General features: G+C 53.6%; 23 protein-coding genes. 2 read left to right on the plus strand and 21 right to left on the minus strand.

Annotated elements, in window-relative coordinates; genetic code table 11:
- Positions 1-33: 33 nt before the first annotated feature.
- From KNO58_RS08975 to KNO58_RS09020, 10 genes are read right to left on the minus strand one after another with little or no spacing between them, the layout of a single operon-like run.
- Positions 34-372: a hypothetical protein gene (locus KNO58_RS08975; protein ID WP_214753221.1), complete on the minus strand. Its 339-nt coding sequence runs from the start codon at positions 370-372 to the stop codon at positions 34-36.
- On the minus strand, positions 369-854 hold the full coding sequence (locus tag KNO58_RS08980; protein ID WP_251026164.1) for a shikimate kinase: 486 nt from the start codon (positions 852-854) through the stop codon (positions 369-371). Before KNO58_RS08980 ends, KNO58_RS08975 begins: the two co-directional genes overlap by 4 nt.
- Entirely contained in the window at positions 847-1,125 is a 279-nt protein-coding gene (locus tag KNO58_RS08985) for a hypothetical protein (RefSeq protein WP_214753223.1), read from the minus strand. Before KNO58_RS08985 ends, KNO58_RS08980 begins: the two co-directional genes overlap by 8 nt.
- Positions 1,125-1,607: an SRPBCC family protein gene (locus KNO58_RS08990; RefSeq protein WP_214753225.1), complete on the minus strand. Its 483-nt coding sequence runs from the start codon at positions 1,605-1,607 to the stop codon at positions 1,125-1,127. Before KNO58_RS08990 ends, KNO58_RS08985 begins: the two co-directional genes overlap by 1 nt.
- Positions 1,543-1,779, minus strand: a complete 237-nt coding sequence (locus KNO58_RS08995; RefSeq protein WP_214753227.1) for a hypothetical protein — start codon at positions 1,777-1,779, stop codon at positions 1,543-1,545. The genes KNO58_RS08990 and KNO58_RS08995 overlap by 65 nt, the downstream gene beginning before the upstream one ends.
- Complete coding sequence (locus KNO58_RS09000; RefSeq protein ID WP_214753229.1) at positions 1,766-2,203, minus strand: prepilin-type cleavage/methylation domain-containing protein; 438 nt, start codon at positions 2,201-2,203, stop codon at positions 1,766-1,768. Before KNO58_RS09000 ends, KNO58_RS08995 begins: the two co-directional genes overlap by 14 nt.
- Complete coding sequence (locus KNO58_RS09005; RefSeq protein ID WP_214753231.1) at positions 2,200-2,511, minus strand: prepilin-type N-terminal cleavage/methylation domain-containing protein; 312 nt, start codon at positions 2,509-2,511, stop codon at positions 2,200-2,202. Before KNO58_RS09005 ends, KNO58_RS09000 begins: the two co-directional genes overlap by 4 nt.
- A 17-nt stretch (positions 2,512-2,528) precedes the next feature.
- Complete coding sequence (locus KNO58_RS09010; RefSeq protein WP_214753233.1) at positions 2,529-3,506, minus strand: type II secretion system F family protein; 978 nt, start codon at positions 3,504-3,506, stop codon at positions 2,529-2,531.
- Entirely contained in the window at positions 3,488-4,294 is an 807-nt protein-coding gene (locus tag KNO58_RS09015) for an ATPase, T2SS/T4P/T4SS family (protein ID WP_214753235.1), read from the minus strand. Before KNO58_RS09015 ends, KNO58_RS09010 begins: the two co-directional genes overlap by 19 nt.
- Positions 4,295-4,352: 58 nt before the next feature.
- Positions 4,353-4,739 carry a Spx/MgsR family RNA polymerase-binding regulatory protein gene (locus KNO58_RS09020; RefSeq protein WP_021067726.1) on the minus strand — a complete coding sequence of 129 codons (387 nt, stop codon included), beginning with the start codon at positions 4,737-4,739 and terminating at the stop codon, positions 4,353-4,355.
- Positions 4,740-4,987: 248 nt separating this feature from the next.
- Between KNO58_RS09020 and KNO58_RS09025 the strand changes: the two genes are divergently transcribed.
- Positions 4,988-5,251, plus strand: coding sequence for a DUF2626 domain-containing protein (locus KNO58_RS09025; RefSeq protein WP_021067727.1), 264 nt, complete (start codon positions 4,988-4,990; stop codon positions 5,249-5,251).
- A gap of 40 nt (positions 5,252-5,291) precedes the next feature.
- Here the strand turns inward: KNO58_RS09025 and KNO58_RS09030 are convergent, their stop codons facing one another.
- On the minus strand, positions 5,292-5,912 hold the full coding sequence (locus KNO58_RS09030) for an MBL fold metallo-hydrolase (RefSeq protein WP_214753237.1): 621 nt from the start codon (positions 5,910-5,912) through the stop codon (positions 5,292-5,294).
- Between the two features lie 157 nt (positions 5,913-6,069).
- Here KNO58_RS09030 and KNO58_RS09035 point away from each other — a divergent pair, with 157 nt between their 5' ends.
- Positions 6,070-6,249, plus strand: coding sequence for a DUF2759 domain-containing protein (locus tag KNO58_RS09035; RefSeq protein WP_029595254.1), 180 nt, complete (start codon positions 6,070-6,072; stop codon positions 6,247-6,249).
- Positions 6,250-6,328: 79 nt separating this feature from the next.
- Here the strand turns inward: KNO58_RS09035 and KNO58_RS09040 are convergent, their stop codons facing one another.
- The 10 genes from KNO58_RS09040 to KNO58_RS09085 form a co-directional block, all read right to left on the minus strand.
- The gene (locus KNO58_RS09040) at positions 6,329-8,245 is read right to left on the minus strand and encodes an LTA synthase family protein (RefSeq protein WP_214753239.1); all 1,917 of its coding nucleotides are present in this window, start codon (positions 8,243-8,245) and stop codon (positions 6,329-6,331) included.
- Between the two features lie 242 nt (positions 8,246-8,487).
- On the minus strand, positions 8,488-9,450 hold the full coding sequence (locus KNO58_RS09045) for an ROK family glucokinase (protein ID WP_214753242.1): 963 nt from the start codon (positions 9,448-9,450) through the stop codon (positions 8,488-8,490).
- Positions 9,451-9,543: 93 nt separating this feature from the next.
- Positions 9,544-9,738, minus strand: coding sequence for a YqgQ family protein (locus KNO58_RS09050; protein ID WP_021065735.1), 195 nt, complete (start codon positions 9,736-9,738; stop codon positions 9,544-9,546).
- Complete coding sequence (locus tag KNO58_RS09055) at positions 9,735-10,757, minus strand: M42 family metallopeptidase (protein ID WP_214753244.1); 1,023 nt, start codon at positions 10,755-10,757, stop codon at positions 9,735-9,737. Before KNO58_RS09055 ends, KNO58_RS09050 begins: the two co-directional genes overlap by 4 nt.
- 15 nt (positions 10,758-10,772) lie before the next feature.
- Positions 10,773-11,825 carry a rhomboid family intramembrane serine protease gene (locus tag KNO58_RS09060; protein WP_214753246.1) on the minus strand — a complete coding sequence of 351 codons (1,053 nt, stop codon included), beginning with the start codon at positions 11,823-11,825 and terminating at the stop codon, positions 10,773-10,775.
- 155 nt (positions 11,826-11,980) lie between these two features.
- Positions 11,981-12,937, minus strand: a complete 957-nt coding sequence (locus KNO58_RS09065) for an L-lactate dehydrogenase (protein WP_214753248.1) — start codon at positions 12,935-12,937, stop codon at positions 11,981-11,983.
- Between the two features lie 169 nt (positions 12,938-13,106).
- On the minus strand, positions 13,107-13,877 hold the full coding sequence (locus KNO58_RS09070) for a DUF92 domain-containing protein (protein ID WP_214753250.1): 771 nt from the start codon (positions 13,875-13,877) through the stop codon (positions 13,107-13,109).
- Positions 13,856-14,410 (minus strand): 5-formyltetrahydrofolate cyclo-ligase, encoded by a 555-nt coding sequence (locus KNO58_RS09075; protein ID WP_214753252.1) that lies wholly within the window; start codon positions 14,408-14,410, stop codon positions 13,856-13,858. Before KNO58_RS09075 ends, KNO58_RS09070 begins: the two co-directional genes overlap by 22 nt.
- 55 nt (positions 14,411-14,465) lie before the next feature.
- Positions 14,466-14,630, minus strand: a complete 165-nt coding sequence (rpmG, locus tag KNO58_RS09080) for a 50S ribosomal protein L33 (RefSeq protein ID WP_255313299.1) — start codon at positions 14,628-14,630, stop codon at positions 14,466-14,468.
- 85 nt (positions 14,631-14,715) lie between these two features.
- Positions 14,716-16,917, minus strand: coding sequence for a 1,4-alpha-glucan branching protein domain-containing protein (locus tag KNO58_RS09085; RefSeq protein WP_214753254.1), 2,202 nt, complete (start codon positions 16,915-16,917; stop codon positions 14,716-14,718).
- Positions 16,918-16,927: the final 10 nt, after the last annotated feature.

The raw sequence follows: 16,927 nt of genomic DNA on the forward strand, positions 1-16,927 counted from the left end.
ATGGAAAACGAAAACGTTTTCATCCTCATTATTTCATATTTTGGTCTCAGTGGAAACGTCTGGGCGTTCGATTCCAGCGGTCCGTTTAATTTCTTTCGTCAAGCCGACGGTCGCCTGTTTCAATTCCATCGTCTCGTCCTTCACTTTCACCGAATAGGCCTTCATCTGTTTCACCGATGCATTGACCGTATCGACGTGCTGTTTGATTTCATTGACGAGCCCTTGAATGACATCGGCGCGGATTTGGAACCGTTCCGTCAAGCGCTTCACGCGACGAAGATCCGTCTTCATTTTATTACGGTACAATAAGAATCCATACAAGCCGAGCCCGACAAGCGCGAGCACGATTATGCCAAGATTAATCCAAATCATCCTTCTACCTCCTTCAACTGATTCAATGTAAGCGCGATGGCCTCCGTGCTGAGCGAAGCGTCAAGGACGTGATCAGCGCGCGCATAGAGCGATCGGCGCCGTTCATACAATGCGTGAACGGCCGCTTTCCCATTTCGAACGAGGGGACGGTCCGAGTCTTTGATCCGCTCCCAACACGCCTCAAACGGCAAGTCGAGCGCGATGATGACACCTTGTTCTCGCATCCAATCCATATTCGCTTCCCGTTCGACGACCCCTCCGCCCGTCACGATATAGTCAGCGCGCGCGGTTTGTAACAGCCGGCTTTCTTGGAGCCGAAACGCCGCTTCGCCATAACGGTCGAAATAGGACGGGATGTCCATCCCGGTATGTGTTTCAAACAGCTCGTCCAAATCGATGACGTGATTCGATTTTGCAAGATATTGTTTTAAGCTTGATTTACCTGTACCCATAAATCCTATGATGTAAAACGGTTTAGTCATCGAAATAAATCACCTCTTTATGTCGTTCACCCGTCTGAAGGCGTATGTCGACCTCGACCGTCCCGGTGCCGAGTGGACGGCATTGGATGGTGCCGGTCGGTCTCGTCAACGCGACCGCGGTCGACCTGCACGTCCGCTCCGCCACCATCACGTGTGCCTCGAAGCGGATTGCCAAGGCATCGAGTGCCAATTGTTCGGTGCTTCGCTCGATATCAGTATACCAAAACATCGCCCCGCCGAGTAACCACGTCAATACGATCAACGTCGACATCACAAAGTATCCGCCCGCATGCACATCACGTTCTTCTCGCGCGGCCCGGTCGGATCGGTCCATTGGATTTGAAAACCTTCTCCTACCGGTTCGACCCGGTACGCCTCGATTCCTCTTAAAAATAGTAAATTCCCTCCCCCGTCTCCGACCATGACCAAGTTCCGGTCGATCTGTTTGAGCGTCCACGTCCACGCCGTCCCGTCCGGGCGCACGTGCGTACCGACGAGACGGCCCGACACGACATCGCAATCGCGGCTCTCAAACAGTTTCCGCACCAACAGTTGCGGCGTCGTCTGTACCTTCGCCCGAGGTTGTTCATAAAAGGTTTGTCCAAGGACGAGAAAGTGGACCGTCAGCCCGATGAACAGCGGGATCATCAACAGCGTGAAACTCACTTCGAGCAAAGTGAAGCCCGAATCAAAGGGTCGGTAGGCAAAGGTCGCCGTCACAGATCGCTTGGCGCCCGCTCGGGTTCGCGGCATCACGCAACACCTCCCCTTGGAGCCGTTCATACGTGCGAACGTTCGTCTCGAGGCGCTCGACCCGCTCCGTCGCCGCCTCGACGAACGGGGCAACGACACCGACCCACGCCAGTAAGAGCGCCAGACTGAGACAAATCTCCCAAAACGTGATTCCTTGCTCATTTCCCTTCAACGCGCAACACCTCCGGCTCAAACGTCCCCATCCTGAATTTTAACGTCACCATCGTCGTTCCTGAATAGAACTTCCACTGTCCGGCATATGTTGCCGCCGTGCGTGAAAAGACGATCTCACTATTGGTCGGCAGACTCATCTCGACGCCGTCCGGCACCACACGGGACACAATCGGCGTCGTCCCGCAAGCGATTTGGTAGCGCCGTTCTTTCAGATACCAACGCAGACGGGGCACACACGAGGCGTCGGCGGCGACGTAGGGTGCTTGTCCCACTTCGGCGATATCGCTCACGAGCGCCTCCGTGAAATCGAATAGCGCCAATCGGTCCATTGAACGGGCGACCGGTGTCGACATGAGGAGCAGGAGCGCCAAGATGACGAGGACGGCCGCCGTCTCGATGAACGTATAGCCGTCTTGCTTCACTGTTTCGTCAACGAACCGGTCGTCGGTGCATACGTGTATACGAGCGACTGACAACTGTACTCGAGCGCGTCATCGACCGAGGCACGATCAATGACCGCCAACGTCTCCGGGTACTTTTTGTGTTCCGCATAATACAAATTGATTTCGGACTCGACGATGCGCACACTGCCTTCGCAACTGACGCTGTCCGCCCGTGACTTCCCATCTGACATCGATGGGACGAGGAGCAAGAGCAACACCGAGATAATCAGCAAGACGGCGGCCATTTCGACGAGCGTGAATCCTTGTTCTGATTTGAAGCGTGTCATAATCAGATTCCTCCTTGTCATAGTTGAGACATGATTAGTTTGACCGGCAAATAAATCGTATAAAAGATCATCGTGACCATCACCGTCAAAAAACCGTATAACATCGGTTCGGCCTTGGCGATCAACTTCTTCCAATACAGCTCCATCTCTTCGAACACGAGATCCCGATGAATCGTCATGATCGAACCGAGCTCCCCGCTGACTGTCCCGACGCCGAACAGGCTGACGACCTCATGCTCGAGCAAACGCTCTTGACGTGCCGCCGCCTCGAGTTCGCATCCGTCCGACATGCGCTCATGCATCCGTCTCGCGATGCTCGCCACTTCTCCGTCGCCGCGTCCGAGCCGCTCGATGATTTGGCGGACCGAGCCCTGCCCTTCACTCAACAGGGCCAACTCGCTGACGAACAAATATGTCACGTACAGCCGCCTGCCTCGCTCGACGACACGGAGCGGCACGATCCGTCCATGTCGACCGTTCCAGTAAAGGACCGCCCCGGTCACGAGCAGCCCGATGAACAGACCTGGGAAGAACCAACGCGACAGCAGAAGCGCGTTCAGCCCATCGAGCGTCTCGACGTCAACCATCGTCAACAGCTTTGGAAAGATATACAGGGCGTAAATCGCACCAAGCCCGAGCAGCATCGTCAAAATCATGAGCGGGTACCGTGCCAATTGGCTGAGTTCTTGCCGTAGATTGCGACGCATCGTCGATAAGACGAGCACTTGCTCAAGTCCTTCCAAAAAATGATGGCCTCGTTCGGCCGTGACGAGCATCTCTCGCATCCTCGGGTCGCTGACGAGTCCCTCGAACACGTTGGCGAGTGGCTGTCCCCCTTCAAGTTGATGTTGCATCTCCCGGATGACTTGTTTCATTTTTCCACGTTCATGCAACTCGAGCGTCTCGAGCGTCTTCTTCAACCCGACCCCACGTGACTGGAGTCTGAGAAAGCGGCGTATGATGGCCAACTCCTTGCTCAATTGGTCTCGGACCATGTACAGCTCACCTCGTCTTCCCGATGCAGGATGCACCAATGCCGCGCGACTTCCATCTTCCCGGCGAGCTGTTCGAGCCGACGTTCGCCATCGGCGACACTCGCCGTATGAAACGTCGCGATCGTCATATGACCGCTGAGTGCCGCATCATGCGCCACCCGCAACTCTTCACTCGTCCGAATCTCTCCGATGACGATCACATCCGGGTCGGCCCGGAGCGTCTCTTTCAACAACGTCCGATGGTCGAGTCCCGCCCTCGGGTTGACCTCGAGTTGAATCACGCCCGGCACTTGTTTCTCCGGAGGATTCTCGATTGTGACGATGCGTCGACCGGCCAAACTTTGTAAGAATGCATACAGGACGGTCGTCTTGCCCGCTCCGGTTGCGCCTCCGATGAAGAGCAGACCTTGCCGCAACGTGGACCATTCTTTGAACCGGTGGACGTCTCGATTATCTAACAGCTCCGCTAAGTGGAACGAGGCGTTCGGAAGCCGCCATGACATGAGCGTCTGATCGAACGATGGCAGAAACGTGACCCGGATCGCCTCGTCTGTCCCGGCGTACATCCCTGACTGTGGTACGCGGTGATCCGTCTCCGTCAACGCGCACCAATACTTCATATGTAAGGTCAACCGTTCGTAGTCCGTACGTGTTATCGACTCCAAACGTTGCAAGTGAGCCCCATGACGCACTTGAATCATCACCTCGTCCCCTAACGGCATGAAATGGACATCACTTGCCTGCAACGTACGTGCCGCATCGATCACTCGCTCAATCATTCGTATCATCTCCGCCACCTCAACATGAGCATAAAAAAAAGCCCACTCGTTGGAAAGTGGACTTGTGTCAGGAAACGTTTGCAGTTGTCGATTCGAACCGGCGGGCATACGCCTCGATTGTCGCCTTGTCATAGCCGACAATGACTTCGTTGCCGTCCGTCAGAATCGGACGTTTCAATAATTTTGGATTTTCGCTCATCAATTTGAGCAACTCGCTCAACTTCAAATCTTCGACGTCAATATCTAACTGCTTGAACGCCTGGCTTCTCGTCGCGAGAAGCGAGTCGACTCCGTTTTCGCTCAGTGCCAATAACGTCTTCAATTCGTCCACGGTCGGGGCGTTACGGAAGATATGGCGCTCGCTCACCTCAAGGTGTTGCTCCTGTAAAAATGCTTTCGTCTTACGGCATGAAGTACAGCTCGGGTACGTGTAGAACATCAATTCATTTGCCATTTCAATACCTCCTCATAATGTGTGGAACGATTCGTTCGGTGTGTGTAAGTTGATTATACAACCTTATACCCGTTTTGTACATAGTTTGTACAAGTTTTTTTATTTTTTGTACAACCTTGTCCAACGTCGTTATTTCACATATTTTTCACGATTATTTTGCTCAATTCACACGTTTTCATAGCATTTTTCTGAATGTGTTGGTAAAATAGTGAATGAGAATGGAATAATGCACGTATGGGGGGATTAACATGGCGAGAATGTTCCGTGTCCTAGGCTTTTGGACTGGGTTGATCGCGGCGCTTGCTTTCGTGGGCGCACTCGGTGGAGATCAAAGCAGTAGCGAACATAGTGGTGACTTCGTCGTAATGGGTCTTGTCTTTTTAGCTCAAACTATTTTCTTCGTCGCACTAGGCTACTTGAAACTCACTGAAAAAACGTATGTATACGTGTTCGGCGCTTATTTGACTGTCTTCTTCGTCGTCTTCACGTATTGGAGTAACTTCCAAATGTAAAAAAAAAAGATTGTCTCCTCGTGAGACAATCTTTTTTTGGTTATCTGTCGAAAAACGGATTCGACCGAATCTCGGCCTCGAGCGTCGTCTTCGGTCCATGCCCTGAATAGAGCACCGTCTCACCTGGCAATAGCTGGCGCATGCGATCGATCGACCCGAGCAACGTCGCTTGGTCGCCCCCGTATAAATCGGTCCGTCCGACCGACTGTTTGAAAATCAAATCCCCGCAGAAGGCGATGCGTTCCGTCGGGATGTGGAGCGTGACGCTACCCGGTGAATGGCCCGGTGTATGATGCAACTCGATGGTGAACGCACCGATCTCGAGCGTCTTGCCTTGATAGACACGTTCGGCCGGTCGCATCGCCGAACTTGGCAGATGGAACTTCGCCGCCCCGTTCTTCTCGTCATCCATCAACCACGTCCGTTCCGCTTCATGGACATAGACCGGGACGTTGTAACGGTCGCGCAAGGCATCAATTCCCCCGATATGGTCAAAGTGGGCATGCGTCAATAGAATGGCGTTCAAGCCGCCGAACCGTTCCACCGCCTCAAAGAATTTCGGGTCGTCCGTCCCCGGGTCGACAATGAGGACCGTGCCTTCTTTTTCGAGCACGTATCCGTTCTCCTGGGCCAGGCCCGATGTGATTCTTACTATGTTCATCTCGAACACCTCCCCCATCATTCTAATCGATATTGTGGCAAAATTGTAGCGGAGGCTTTCTTTTCTCGACAGCGTCTACATTATCGGATAAAATAATAATGATATTTCAGTGAAATTTTTATGAATTTCATGACGTATAATAAAGGGGGAACTCGTCATGCATTTGTATGAACCATTTGGATGGATCTCGCTCATCGTTGCACTCGTTGCAATCTGGGGAATGGCCCGTTCGTTTAAGAAGCGCCAATTCTTTCCACTTGCTTTCGCCGCGGTTACTGTACTCGTATTCGGATTTTTCGGCGTCGCGACATTGATTTATGGTGGAATTCCAGGCTAATGAGCACGAAGACGACTCTGGTCGTCTTTTTTTGTATAACAAACAGCGCCGTCCCAGCTAAACGGGACGGCGCTGTTTGTTATTGTTCGGTCTGTTCTTTGAAGCGGAGCAAATCGGAGTAAATCAAATCATCGTTCATTTGGAGAATCTTCTCTGCTTCTGCACTATCCGGTCCACAGAGCGAGACGTCCTCGACAGCTTCGCCGCTCGAGGCGTCATAACATGTCGATTGCGTCCAGACGTACTCGTCGGTGATGACGGTGCCATCCCGGAAGATGGCGCGGCTCGTCCGGTCTTCCGATAACAAGTCGCTTCCGAAACCGACCGTGTCCGACGTGTCGATTCCGAGCAAGTGCAAGATCGTCGGCTTCATGTCGACGTGACTGCCGATCGTCTCATGCACTTCACCTTTGGCTTGGCCCGGCAAGTGAACCGCGAACGGGACGGACTGGAGCTTGGCCACGTCGTATGGCGTCAACTCGTCCTTGCCGAGCAAGTCGGCCATGGCGTCATTATGGTTCGTCGAGATGCCGTAATGGTCACCGTAGACGACGAAAATCGTGTCGTCCCACATGCCGTTCGCCTTCAACTCGTCGATGAACAAGCCGAGCGCATAGTCTTGATACGCGAGCGCTTGCGGGAAGTTGTTGAGCGTCGTCGAACTCGTCTCGAATTTCGGCACGAGCTCATAGTCCTCGCTCGGCATCGTGTACGGGAAGTGGTTCGTGAGCGTGATGAACTTCGCATAGAACGGTTCCGGTAGCTCCTCGAGCAGCGGAATCGACTGTTCGAAGAAGCTGTCATCGAGCAGTCCCCATTCGGTCATGTCCTCTGGGTTGCCGAGGTCATAGCTTTTCTCATCAAAGAACTCGTCGACACCGATATTCTTATACATCAAGTCCCGGTTCCAGAACGATTTGTTGTTCGCATGGAACACGGCCGAGTAATAGTTATCGTCCTTAATCAATTCAGGGAGAGCCTGATACTCGTTATCGGCGTTCGTGAAGTAGACGGCACCGCGTGGAAGTCCGTATAGCGAGTTGTCGAGTGCGAACTCGGCATCTGACGTCTTCCCTTGGCCGACCGTATGGTAATAGTTCGGCCAGTAGTGGGACTCTTCAATCAGTTTATTCAAGTTCGGCGTGATGTACTCGCCGTTTGATGCTTTCATGTTGTGCGTGAAGTTTTGGGCCGACTCGAATGAGACGACGATGACGTTCTTGCCTTTATACTTCCCGAAGTAGTCCGGGTTCGGTGCTGCGTAGTGTTGACGGGTATACTTCTCGATTTTGGCGAGTTCTGACCCGTCCGCCATCGCCTTCTGGGCCGATGTCTTCGTTTGAAGCATGGCATCATAGACATGGAAGTTGAACGTCCCGATATTCTTGACCAACAGCTCCCGGTCGAACGAGCGCGTCAACAGCTCTGGACGTTCCGTTTCCGCGAGCGACAAGTTGAACAAGAACACGACGACGGCCGTCGCGAACGTCACGAGCGCTCTCCGATGAGAGGCAGCCGTCGCTGTCGCGTTGATGCGCCATAGGATGAACGGCAAGACGAGCACGTCCCCGAGGATAATCAAATCTTTCCATTCCAATAGCGACGTGAACGATGTCGACAACGTCTCCATGTTCGACGGCTGCAAGATGACCGGCATCGTCAAGTAATCGGTAAATTCGCGGTAATAGACCGCATCCGCGAACAAGATGAACGATGCTGCGGCATACAGCATGTACAAGACCCATTTCTGCTTATTTCCTTTAAAGAAGAAACTGAACGCGAATAGGAATAGGGTGGAGCTGATCGGGCTGATCAGCAAAATGAATGCTTGAGCGGTGTTTTCAATCGGGATATTGAAGAAAAATTGGTAAACTACGTACGTCTTCGTCCAAAGTAATAACGAGAAAATCCAAAATAACCGATATTCATGAAACGAAGCGCGGACCGTATCATTCAGTCGCATAGTAAGCTTCGAGAAGCTCTGAGATGACTTCATCTGACGGCCTCCTCCTCTGTTCAACGGGCGACGACATCAACTGATTCGCGTCCCCCTATTTTTTTATAAGTCCAATTGGCTTGTTATCCATTTCACGTACGATAACAGTCCTATATCAAGTCCAAATCTTACCCCTTTTTTAACAAAAAATCAACTCCGTCATTACAAATTTTACATTATCCCATACCCGTTCCAAATGAAAAACACGCCTGCATCAAATCGCAGGCGTGCATGGACAAACGTTATACACGAGTCGGGATAAAGTGTTTACGGGCAAGCCACGCACAACCGATGACTCCCGCGTCGTTCTCGAGTTCAGCGATTTTAAACGCCGTCGACGTATAGACGCGCTCGAGGGCGAACCGTTTGAACTGTTCGTCGAGCGGCTCGAGGAGCGCTTCGCGCGCTTTCGAGACGCCACCGCCGATGACGATCATCTTCGGGTTCAACGTGTTGGCGATATTCGAAATCGTCAATCCGAGGTATTCGGTCATCTCGTTCACGACCTCTGTCGCGACGACATCGTTCGCTTTATACGCCTCGAACACGTCACGTGCCGTCACTTCTTTCAGCTCGTTCAATGACGTCGTCCGGTCTTTACGCTTTTGGAGCGCCAGACGGGCGACACCGGTCGCCGAGGCGATCGTCTCGATACAGCCTTTGCGGCCGCAGCCACACATGACCGCTTTCGTTTCATCGCGTTCGACCGTGATATGGCCGATTTCCCCAGCCATGCCGGCAGCCCCGTGCACGATATTGCCGTTCGTGATGACACCGCCGCCGACTCCTGTGCCGAGCGTGATGGCGAGCAGTTCAGACGCGCCTTCGCCCGCCCCTTTCCACATCTCACCGAGTGCGGCAGCGTTGGCGTCATTCTCTAAGACGGCCGGCAAGCCGACCGCTTTCTCGAATTCGCTGACGAGCGCAAAGTTTTTCCAACCGATGTTCGGCGAATACTCGACCAAACCTTCAGAAAAGTTGATGAAGCCTGGCGCCCCGATGCCCGCACCGGCGAAATCTTGCTTCGCTTTGCCCGACGTTTCTAGATAGGCTTCGAATGAAGCGGCGATATCGGTCGGAATATGTACCCCGTTCTCACGAATATCCGTTGTAATCTCCCACTTGTCAGAAATAATCCCGTTCATATCGAGGACGGCCATCTTCACCGTCGTTCCACCAATGTCGATTCCTAATAACCACTTCATGTGTTCCACTCCTCGTCTCGATTAAATCGCTTTCATCCCATAGTTTACACTATTAAACCCCTAGTGCAAACCTTTGCACTAGGGGTTTTTCTGTCAATCTCTTGAATTTTTCAATTCATGGGTCAAAATAATTTTGGCCGTGTCGTATTCCCGTTGTTCAATCATTCCGCCCGCATGCAATTCATCGAGTTCCATCATCATGAGCCCGATCTCGGCATCGCGTTCACCGATATAAATGATCGTGCCGAACGATTTTAAAAACTGTTGGACGTCATAAAAGTTTTTCATCGTTCGTCCTCCATCGTCGTGAGCACGTAACGGTATAACAGTTCCCGCGTCGCTTGGAGCGACTTGAGATGCGTCCGCTCATAGCTGTGGCTCGACTCGATGCCGGGCCCGACGAGCGCGTGGCGCACATCGTAGCCGGCTCCGATTGCCGCCGAGGCGTCCGATCCATAATACGGATAAATATCGACCTTAAAGGCGATGTCATGTTCCCGGCATAGCGCGGTGAATTGACGGCGCAAGCCGAGGTCGTACGGCCCTGACGAATCTTTCGCGCAAATCGAGACCGTGTACTCATCCGAGTGCTGCCCGTCTCCGAGCGCCCCCATATCGACGGCGATATATTCGGTCACCGCCGCCGGGATTCCGGCGTTGCCCCCAAATCCGACCTCTTCATAGTTCGAAATCAAGTAATGGACCGGATGCGGCAACTCGGCCTCGACCAGGTCTTTCGCCAAATCAAGCAAGATGGCAACGGACGCCTTGTCGTCGAGATGACGTGATTTGATATAGCCGGCGTCGGTCTGACGGAAGCGCGGGTCGAACGAGACGAAGTCCCCGACCTCGATGCCGAGACTCCGTACGTCTTCGGCTGTATGGACGTCCGCGTCCAAGCGTACCTCGATATTGGCTGCCGTCCGCTCGGCACCGTTCGTATCTTTATAGACATGGACGCTCGATTGATGAATCAGAATCGTCCCTTCAATCGGATTGCCAGTCTCGGTATGCACCAAACAGTTCTCCCCTTCGATTGCGGTCCAAGCGTAGCCGCCGACTTGCGTCAACCGCAAGCGGCCGCTCGGCAAAATCTCTTTCACCATCGCGCCGAGCGTATCGACATGGGCCGTCAACAGGCGCGCCCGCTCCGATGCCCCTTCAAACGTCGCCAGAAGCGCCCCTTTGTTCAAGCGTTGCGTAGGGATCCCGAGTGCCGTCAGTTCTTGCTCGACGAATCCGATCGCCTCTTCCGTCATCCCAGACGGACTTGGAATTTCAACCAGTTGCTTCAACGTTTCAATCATCGTGTTACTCCTTTGTCATCGATTGTAGCCGAGCCAAAATAATGCGCCGGACGCCACGAGCACGAGCCCCGCAAATAGGAAGCGACGCTTCTTCACATGTTCATCCGGTAACCCGACCACTCCCGCCATCAGAAAGCCCCCGACGAGTCCACCCGCATGTGCGGAATGATCCAAACTAGCGCCAAGGACGAAAGCGAGTCCTACATTTAATCCTAACATAATAAACAGCGGAGGACCGAGCGTCTTCATAAATAAGGAGCGGTCGCGAAGGCCAAAATAGAGCAGCGCCCCGACAAGCCCGAACAACGCTCCCGATGCCCCGGCCGAGATGGCTTCGCTGAACGCATACGAGGCGACCGTGGCGATGACACCCGCCAACAGATAAATCGTGGCGAAACGCGTCGACCCATACATCCGTTCCACGAGCGGGCCGAGTGACCAGAGCGCGAACATGTTGATCGCGAAATGGAACCAACCGATATGAAGGAACATCGGTGTGATGAGACGCCACCATTCCCCTTCATCGATGAGCGGATTCACTTTCGCCCCGAAGCGGATGAGCGTGTTCGGATCGAGCGTGGAGCCGATCGATTCGGCGAACCACATGACGAGGAACGTCACGAACATGAGCGCATAGACGAACTGTGGCTTCCCAAAGGCGAACCGTTGCTTCAATTCATTTTTCCGTTGTTGGTCGAGTGCGACCGCGCGCGGGCGATACGACGTTTCCGTTTCGGCGCACGGCCGCATCTCGAGCTTTACTTTCGCCGCGATTGGGAACGTGAGCGACGACAGCCGCTCTTCATCGACGAGCGGGTCACCATAAATGTGGACATGGAGCTTCTCGCGGCCGATGCGGGCCAGGCGAAACGAGTTCATGACCGCCTCGACATCCATGGCGACATGGTTCGCCCATGCCTTATCCGTCCGTATGTAGAGGTGATAGACGTCCCCTGCTTTCATGTCGAACAATAAAAGTGCGCGTGACGGCTCTAAGACGCTCTCGATGCGCCCCCCCGCTTCGACGGCACGATACACATCTTCCCAAAAACAAGCTGGTTCTGTCATTTTAGCTCACCTCCTTCTATACTCTCATTCTAAAGGAATTTAGGCGTGAGAACAAAATCGAGCATCGGCCCAATCTGTCCCGCTTCTCCGTCGGCCCATAAAAAAACCGTAGTGGCAGGAGCCAACTACGGTCATGACAGAACGAGCAATCGTTCTTATAAGACAGGTTGCATCGTTTTCAATAACACGTCTGCCGAATGATGCATCTTTTGTTTTTCTTCGTCTGACAGCTCGATTTCCACGACTTGACGCACGCCTTGGCGGTTGATGATGGCCGGTACACCGATGTGGATATCGTTCAAGCCGTATTCACCATCCAAGTGTGCGCCGACCGTCAACAACGTGTTCTCATTGCGGAGCACGGCTTTGACAAGACGGAGCAGGCCGAGGCCGATGGCGTAGTATGTCGCGCCTTTTCGCTCGATGATGTGGTACGCCGCGTCCCGAACGTTGACGTAGATGTCTTCGAGGTCTTCCCATGTGTACTCGTCGTTCTCCTCGAGCAACTGTTCGACCGACTTCCCGTAGATGCGGGCGTTGCTCCAGGCCGCGAATTCCGTGTCCCCGTGCTCACCCATGATGTAGGCGTGGCAGTTGCGTGGATCGACGTTGAAGTAGTCACCGAGCATGTAACGGAGACGTGACGTATCGAGTACCGTTCCCGAACCGAACACGCGGTGCTTCGGTAATCCTGAGTATTTCCAAGCCAAGTGTGTCATGATATCGACCGGGTTCGAGGCGATGATGATGATGCCGTCGAATCCAGATGCCATGATGTCCCCAATCATCGATTTCATGATTTTGGCATTCTTCTCGACGAGGTCGAGGCGCGTTTCACCTGGTTTTTGCGGAGCACCGGCAGTGATGACGACGATATCTGCTGCACCACAGTCCGTATAGTCCCCTGCCCAGACACGCATCGGTGAAGAAGCGAACGAGACGCCATGGTTCAAGTCCATCGCCTCGCCTTCCGCCTTCGATTTGTTGATGTCGATAATGACGAGTTCCTCGCAAAGGCTTGCCGTCGTCAATTGATACGCAAAGCTGGCACCGACCGCTCCGGCCCCGACGAGCGCGACGCGTGTTACTTTTGCATGATTTAATGTTTCCATATTGATTCTCCACCCTTCGAACAATCTGTTTCATGTTTTTGTTATGTCTGTTACATAAAGATTGTAACATCATTCACAAACACTCACTACTAAGGAAACCGTTTTCACTTTGGCGATATTGTGACAAAATTCACATTCATTTGAAACATCTACATTTTCTGTACTACCCTCATCGTAACAAGAGGAAACTAATCGTCGCGGCCGCGGCAATCGACAAAAAGTTGACGGCGTCATTGCCGAGAAAACGCCAGCCCGACACGTATACTGTCGGCTCATGGTGATGCACCTTCTTCTCGGTCAACTTGCCGCACACGCGACATCGATATTTCCGTTGCACCGTGGCCCCAAGCAACGTGTCGACGACGCTGCCGCTCAATCCGAGGGCGATCAAGACGAGTGCGAACGTCACATCGATCGCGATAAACGGAAGCGAGGCGAGGATGATGACCGTGGCCCCGACGACCGACATGACCGTTCCGAACACGGACACCCCGCCGCTCGTGCCCGGTTCGACTTCACGGAGCGTCCGAATCGAGCGCGGCTTCTGCTTGGCGAGCACCCCGAACTCAGATCCCCACGTATCGCTCGTCGCCGCGGCGATTGAGGCGATATAGGCGAACAACCAGGCGTCGTTCGGCGCGATCACCATACCGAGCGCCGTCACCATGCCGATGCCCCCGTTGGCGAGCACTTGGACGAAATCACGGGGGCCCGACTTTTCAACAATCTCATCGACCGGTTCCTTGTCCCGGGCACGATATTTCGAGGCGAGCGACGATGTCGAAAAGAAGACACCGAGTAAATAGAGCCCGAACCACCCGAAGCCGTAGCCGATGACCGTCCCCGTCACGACCGTCAAGACGGCCCCGGAGCGGGTTAAGGAATGCAATCGATAGCCGGCAAAGGCCACCAGACAAGTTACAACGAAGATGGCGAACATAAAATCGTTTCCCTTTCCGTCACGATGAATTCGACAGGAATGTCGTGTGGCTCAATCGGGATCTCATCGAGCAGTTGGACGTCATAGGCCAACGCGATGGTCGTCCCTTCGTACGTGGCGAGATAGCGATCGTAATAGCCGCCTCCCCATCCAATCCGGTAACCAGCCCGGTCAAACACGCGGCCGGGCACGATACAGACGTCAATCGAGCGCGCCGTCGCTTCCGTCGTCGGCTCTAATATGTTCATGACGCCCGGCTCGAGGTCTTCTAGCGAGTGAATCTCATGGAACGTGAGTCCCTGTTTCGTAACTTTCGGCACGAACACCGCTTTTCCTGCCTGCCAGGCCAAGCGGATGAGCGGCAACGTGTCAATCTCTAAATCGAGGGCGAGCGTGACGGCCACCGTGTCTGCCTCTCGCCATGCCTTCAGTTCGGTCAATGTATGTATGATGACGCGGTCGCGGTCCGACCGATCGCCGAGTTCACGGATTTGACGGTGTACGTCTTGCCGCAGTTGTTTTTTTTCAATCACTTCGATTCCCCCTTGTTCAAAAAAAAGGCCGCCACATGAGTGACGGCCAGTCTCATTATTTCACTTCGCGGTAAAGCGTGTGACGACGGAGACGTGGGTTGTATTTGCGCAATTCGAGGCGCTCTGGGTTGTTACGTTTGTTTTTCTTCGTGATGTACGTGCGATCGCCTGTTTCTGTGCAAGCTAGTGTGATTTTAACGCGCATTTCTTTCACTCCCATCTTACTAAATGTTGTATCAAGTGCTTTTGCTTTACAGTCTAAGCATACTCAATTATCCTACCAATTTTTATTTGAAAAAGCAAGGTTATTTCGTGTTCTTTTTCAAACGTTTTTGCCCGTATGGCGAAGCATCGAGCGGCAGGCAGGTTTTTACGTTATCGCCTATCGCATAGCGCATTCCGACTTCCTCGGTCGATAGTTGTTCGCAGATGTACACCGTGTCGGCTTCAGCGAGGACGCTGTTCTCGATTCGGTGAATCGCGTCGAACAGACCGCCGTGTCCGTGCGGATTGCGGGTCGTTTCAAAGGACAACATAGTTGAGTATAACGGAACGTGTAGTGCTTTCGCAAGCGAACGTGCCGCAGGAATCGTCATCCAATCAAATTGATGGATCGCTTTTAACGTGACTTTGGTCACGAGCTCATGCACGAGTTTGACGTACGCCACGTTTTGGGCTGCGACTTGGTTCATCACGTGCTCCAAGAACGGGCTCGTCAGACGGACGCGATACACGTGGACGTGATTGTGACGTTCATATTCCGGCAACCCTTCCTTGAACGGGGTCAAGACGTACACTGTCTCACCTTCTGCCGCCCGGGCCTCGACTTCGTCGACGACACGGCGTCCGAGGTCACCGACGACGTTGCCCGTATATTCTGGCGTCAAGACGAGAATCGCCTCGCCTTCACTGCCACGTTCCTCGGTCACATAATAGTCGTGCGGAGACAGGAACGTGTCGATGTCAATGTCCACATCGTCAAGGAACGGGTACGCGCGATAATGATCGGCGAGCAATTCATCCGATAACTTGTCCTGATACAGTGCCGTCTCGAGCTCCGCGAACAGGCGGGTATGCTCGCGGAAGCGTTCGGCCGCATATTGGGCCGTCGTCTGTCCGTCGAGGATGAAGGCCCAGTCACTCGATACGGCGAGGACGTAATGTCGCACGAGTTGGATGAGCGCCCGGTCGACGAGCGGTGAGGCGTGACGATAGTCGGCCACGTCTTTGACGAGTTGTGTCTCCATCATGTGCAAGTGGCGGAGCATCCATTCGTTACGCTCGTTGATCCACACATCACCAAAGCCTTTACGCCCCCATGTGTTCATCGAGACGTGGACCGTCTCGAGGTCTTGGAAGTGGCGCTCAAGGAACAGGGCCGGCGTGATCGTCTCAATCCCGAACTCTTCGAGTCGCTCGGCGACCTTGCCGAGGAATTCAGGCCCTTCAAACCACCAATGTCCGAACAATTCGGCATCGAACGGCGCCGTCACGAGGAACGGCGGGAACATTTGTCCACCATGGGCTTCGAGATGCCCTTCGAGCGTCTGCGCGAAATCGAGGGCGTGGTTGTCGATTTGATGTTCGGCCCAGGCACGGACATAATAGTCTTTTTCATCCGTGTCGCCCGTGATGCGGTGCATCTTCAGACCGGTATCAAAACGAATCCCTTCTGGATGCATGAACTTTTCGATATACGCCCAGTCGCGGTCATAGGCGAGGTCACGATAAAACTCGCGATAGTCTGGATGGCCCGGATAACCGATCATCGAGCTCCAAATCTTCCCAGAGATGATTTGGTCACGCGGGAACAAGGCGACGCCATGTGGCGAGTAGACCGGTGCCCCGATTCCTTTGTCCGGTGTCGGATCGGCATCCAGTAGAGCGTGCTCATCGACGAACGTATAACGGACGCCTTCCTCGTACAAGATCCGATCGACCCCTGGCGTATAAGCGCATTCCGGCAACCAAATCCCGGTCGGACGGAACCCGTAATGGCGCTCGAAACAGTTCAGGCCGGTGCGGATTTCTGCACGGGCTGCCTGTTCTGTGAACAAGTGTGGGTTGAAGCCGTGCGTCGCCGTACACGTGACCATATCGATGAACCCTTGCTCACGATATGTACGGAACGCATGGTTCAAGTTCTTTTCCCAATGGAGGAACGTTGTTTTTAAATCGGTGTAACGCTGGCGATAAAAGTGGAGCGTCTCGACTTCCTGATCGCTCCGTTCTTCGGCGAGCTCGATGTCAATCAATTCAAGCATCTCATCCAAATGTTCCACGTAGCGGTCCTGGACGAGCGGGTCGGCGAGCATCTCGACGACGGGCGGTGAGATACTGACCGTCCAATGGAGCGGACGCTGCAGACGGTCGACTTGCCACAGAATCGGGATATATGTCTCGGAGATGGCTTCATACACCCATCTCTCTTCTAAGCGATGTTTCTCTTCATGTCGCACGTACGGAAGGTGGGCATGAAGGACGAGTGAAAAATAACCTGGTTTCATCAAATAAATC

Source organism: Exiguobacterium sp. J17977 (assembly GCF_018616375.1).
Classification (GTDB): Bacteria; Bacillota; Bacilli; order Exiguobacteriales; family Exiguobacteriaceae; genus Exiguobacterium; species Exiguobacterium mexicanum.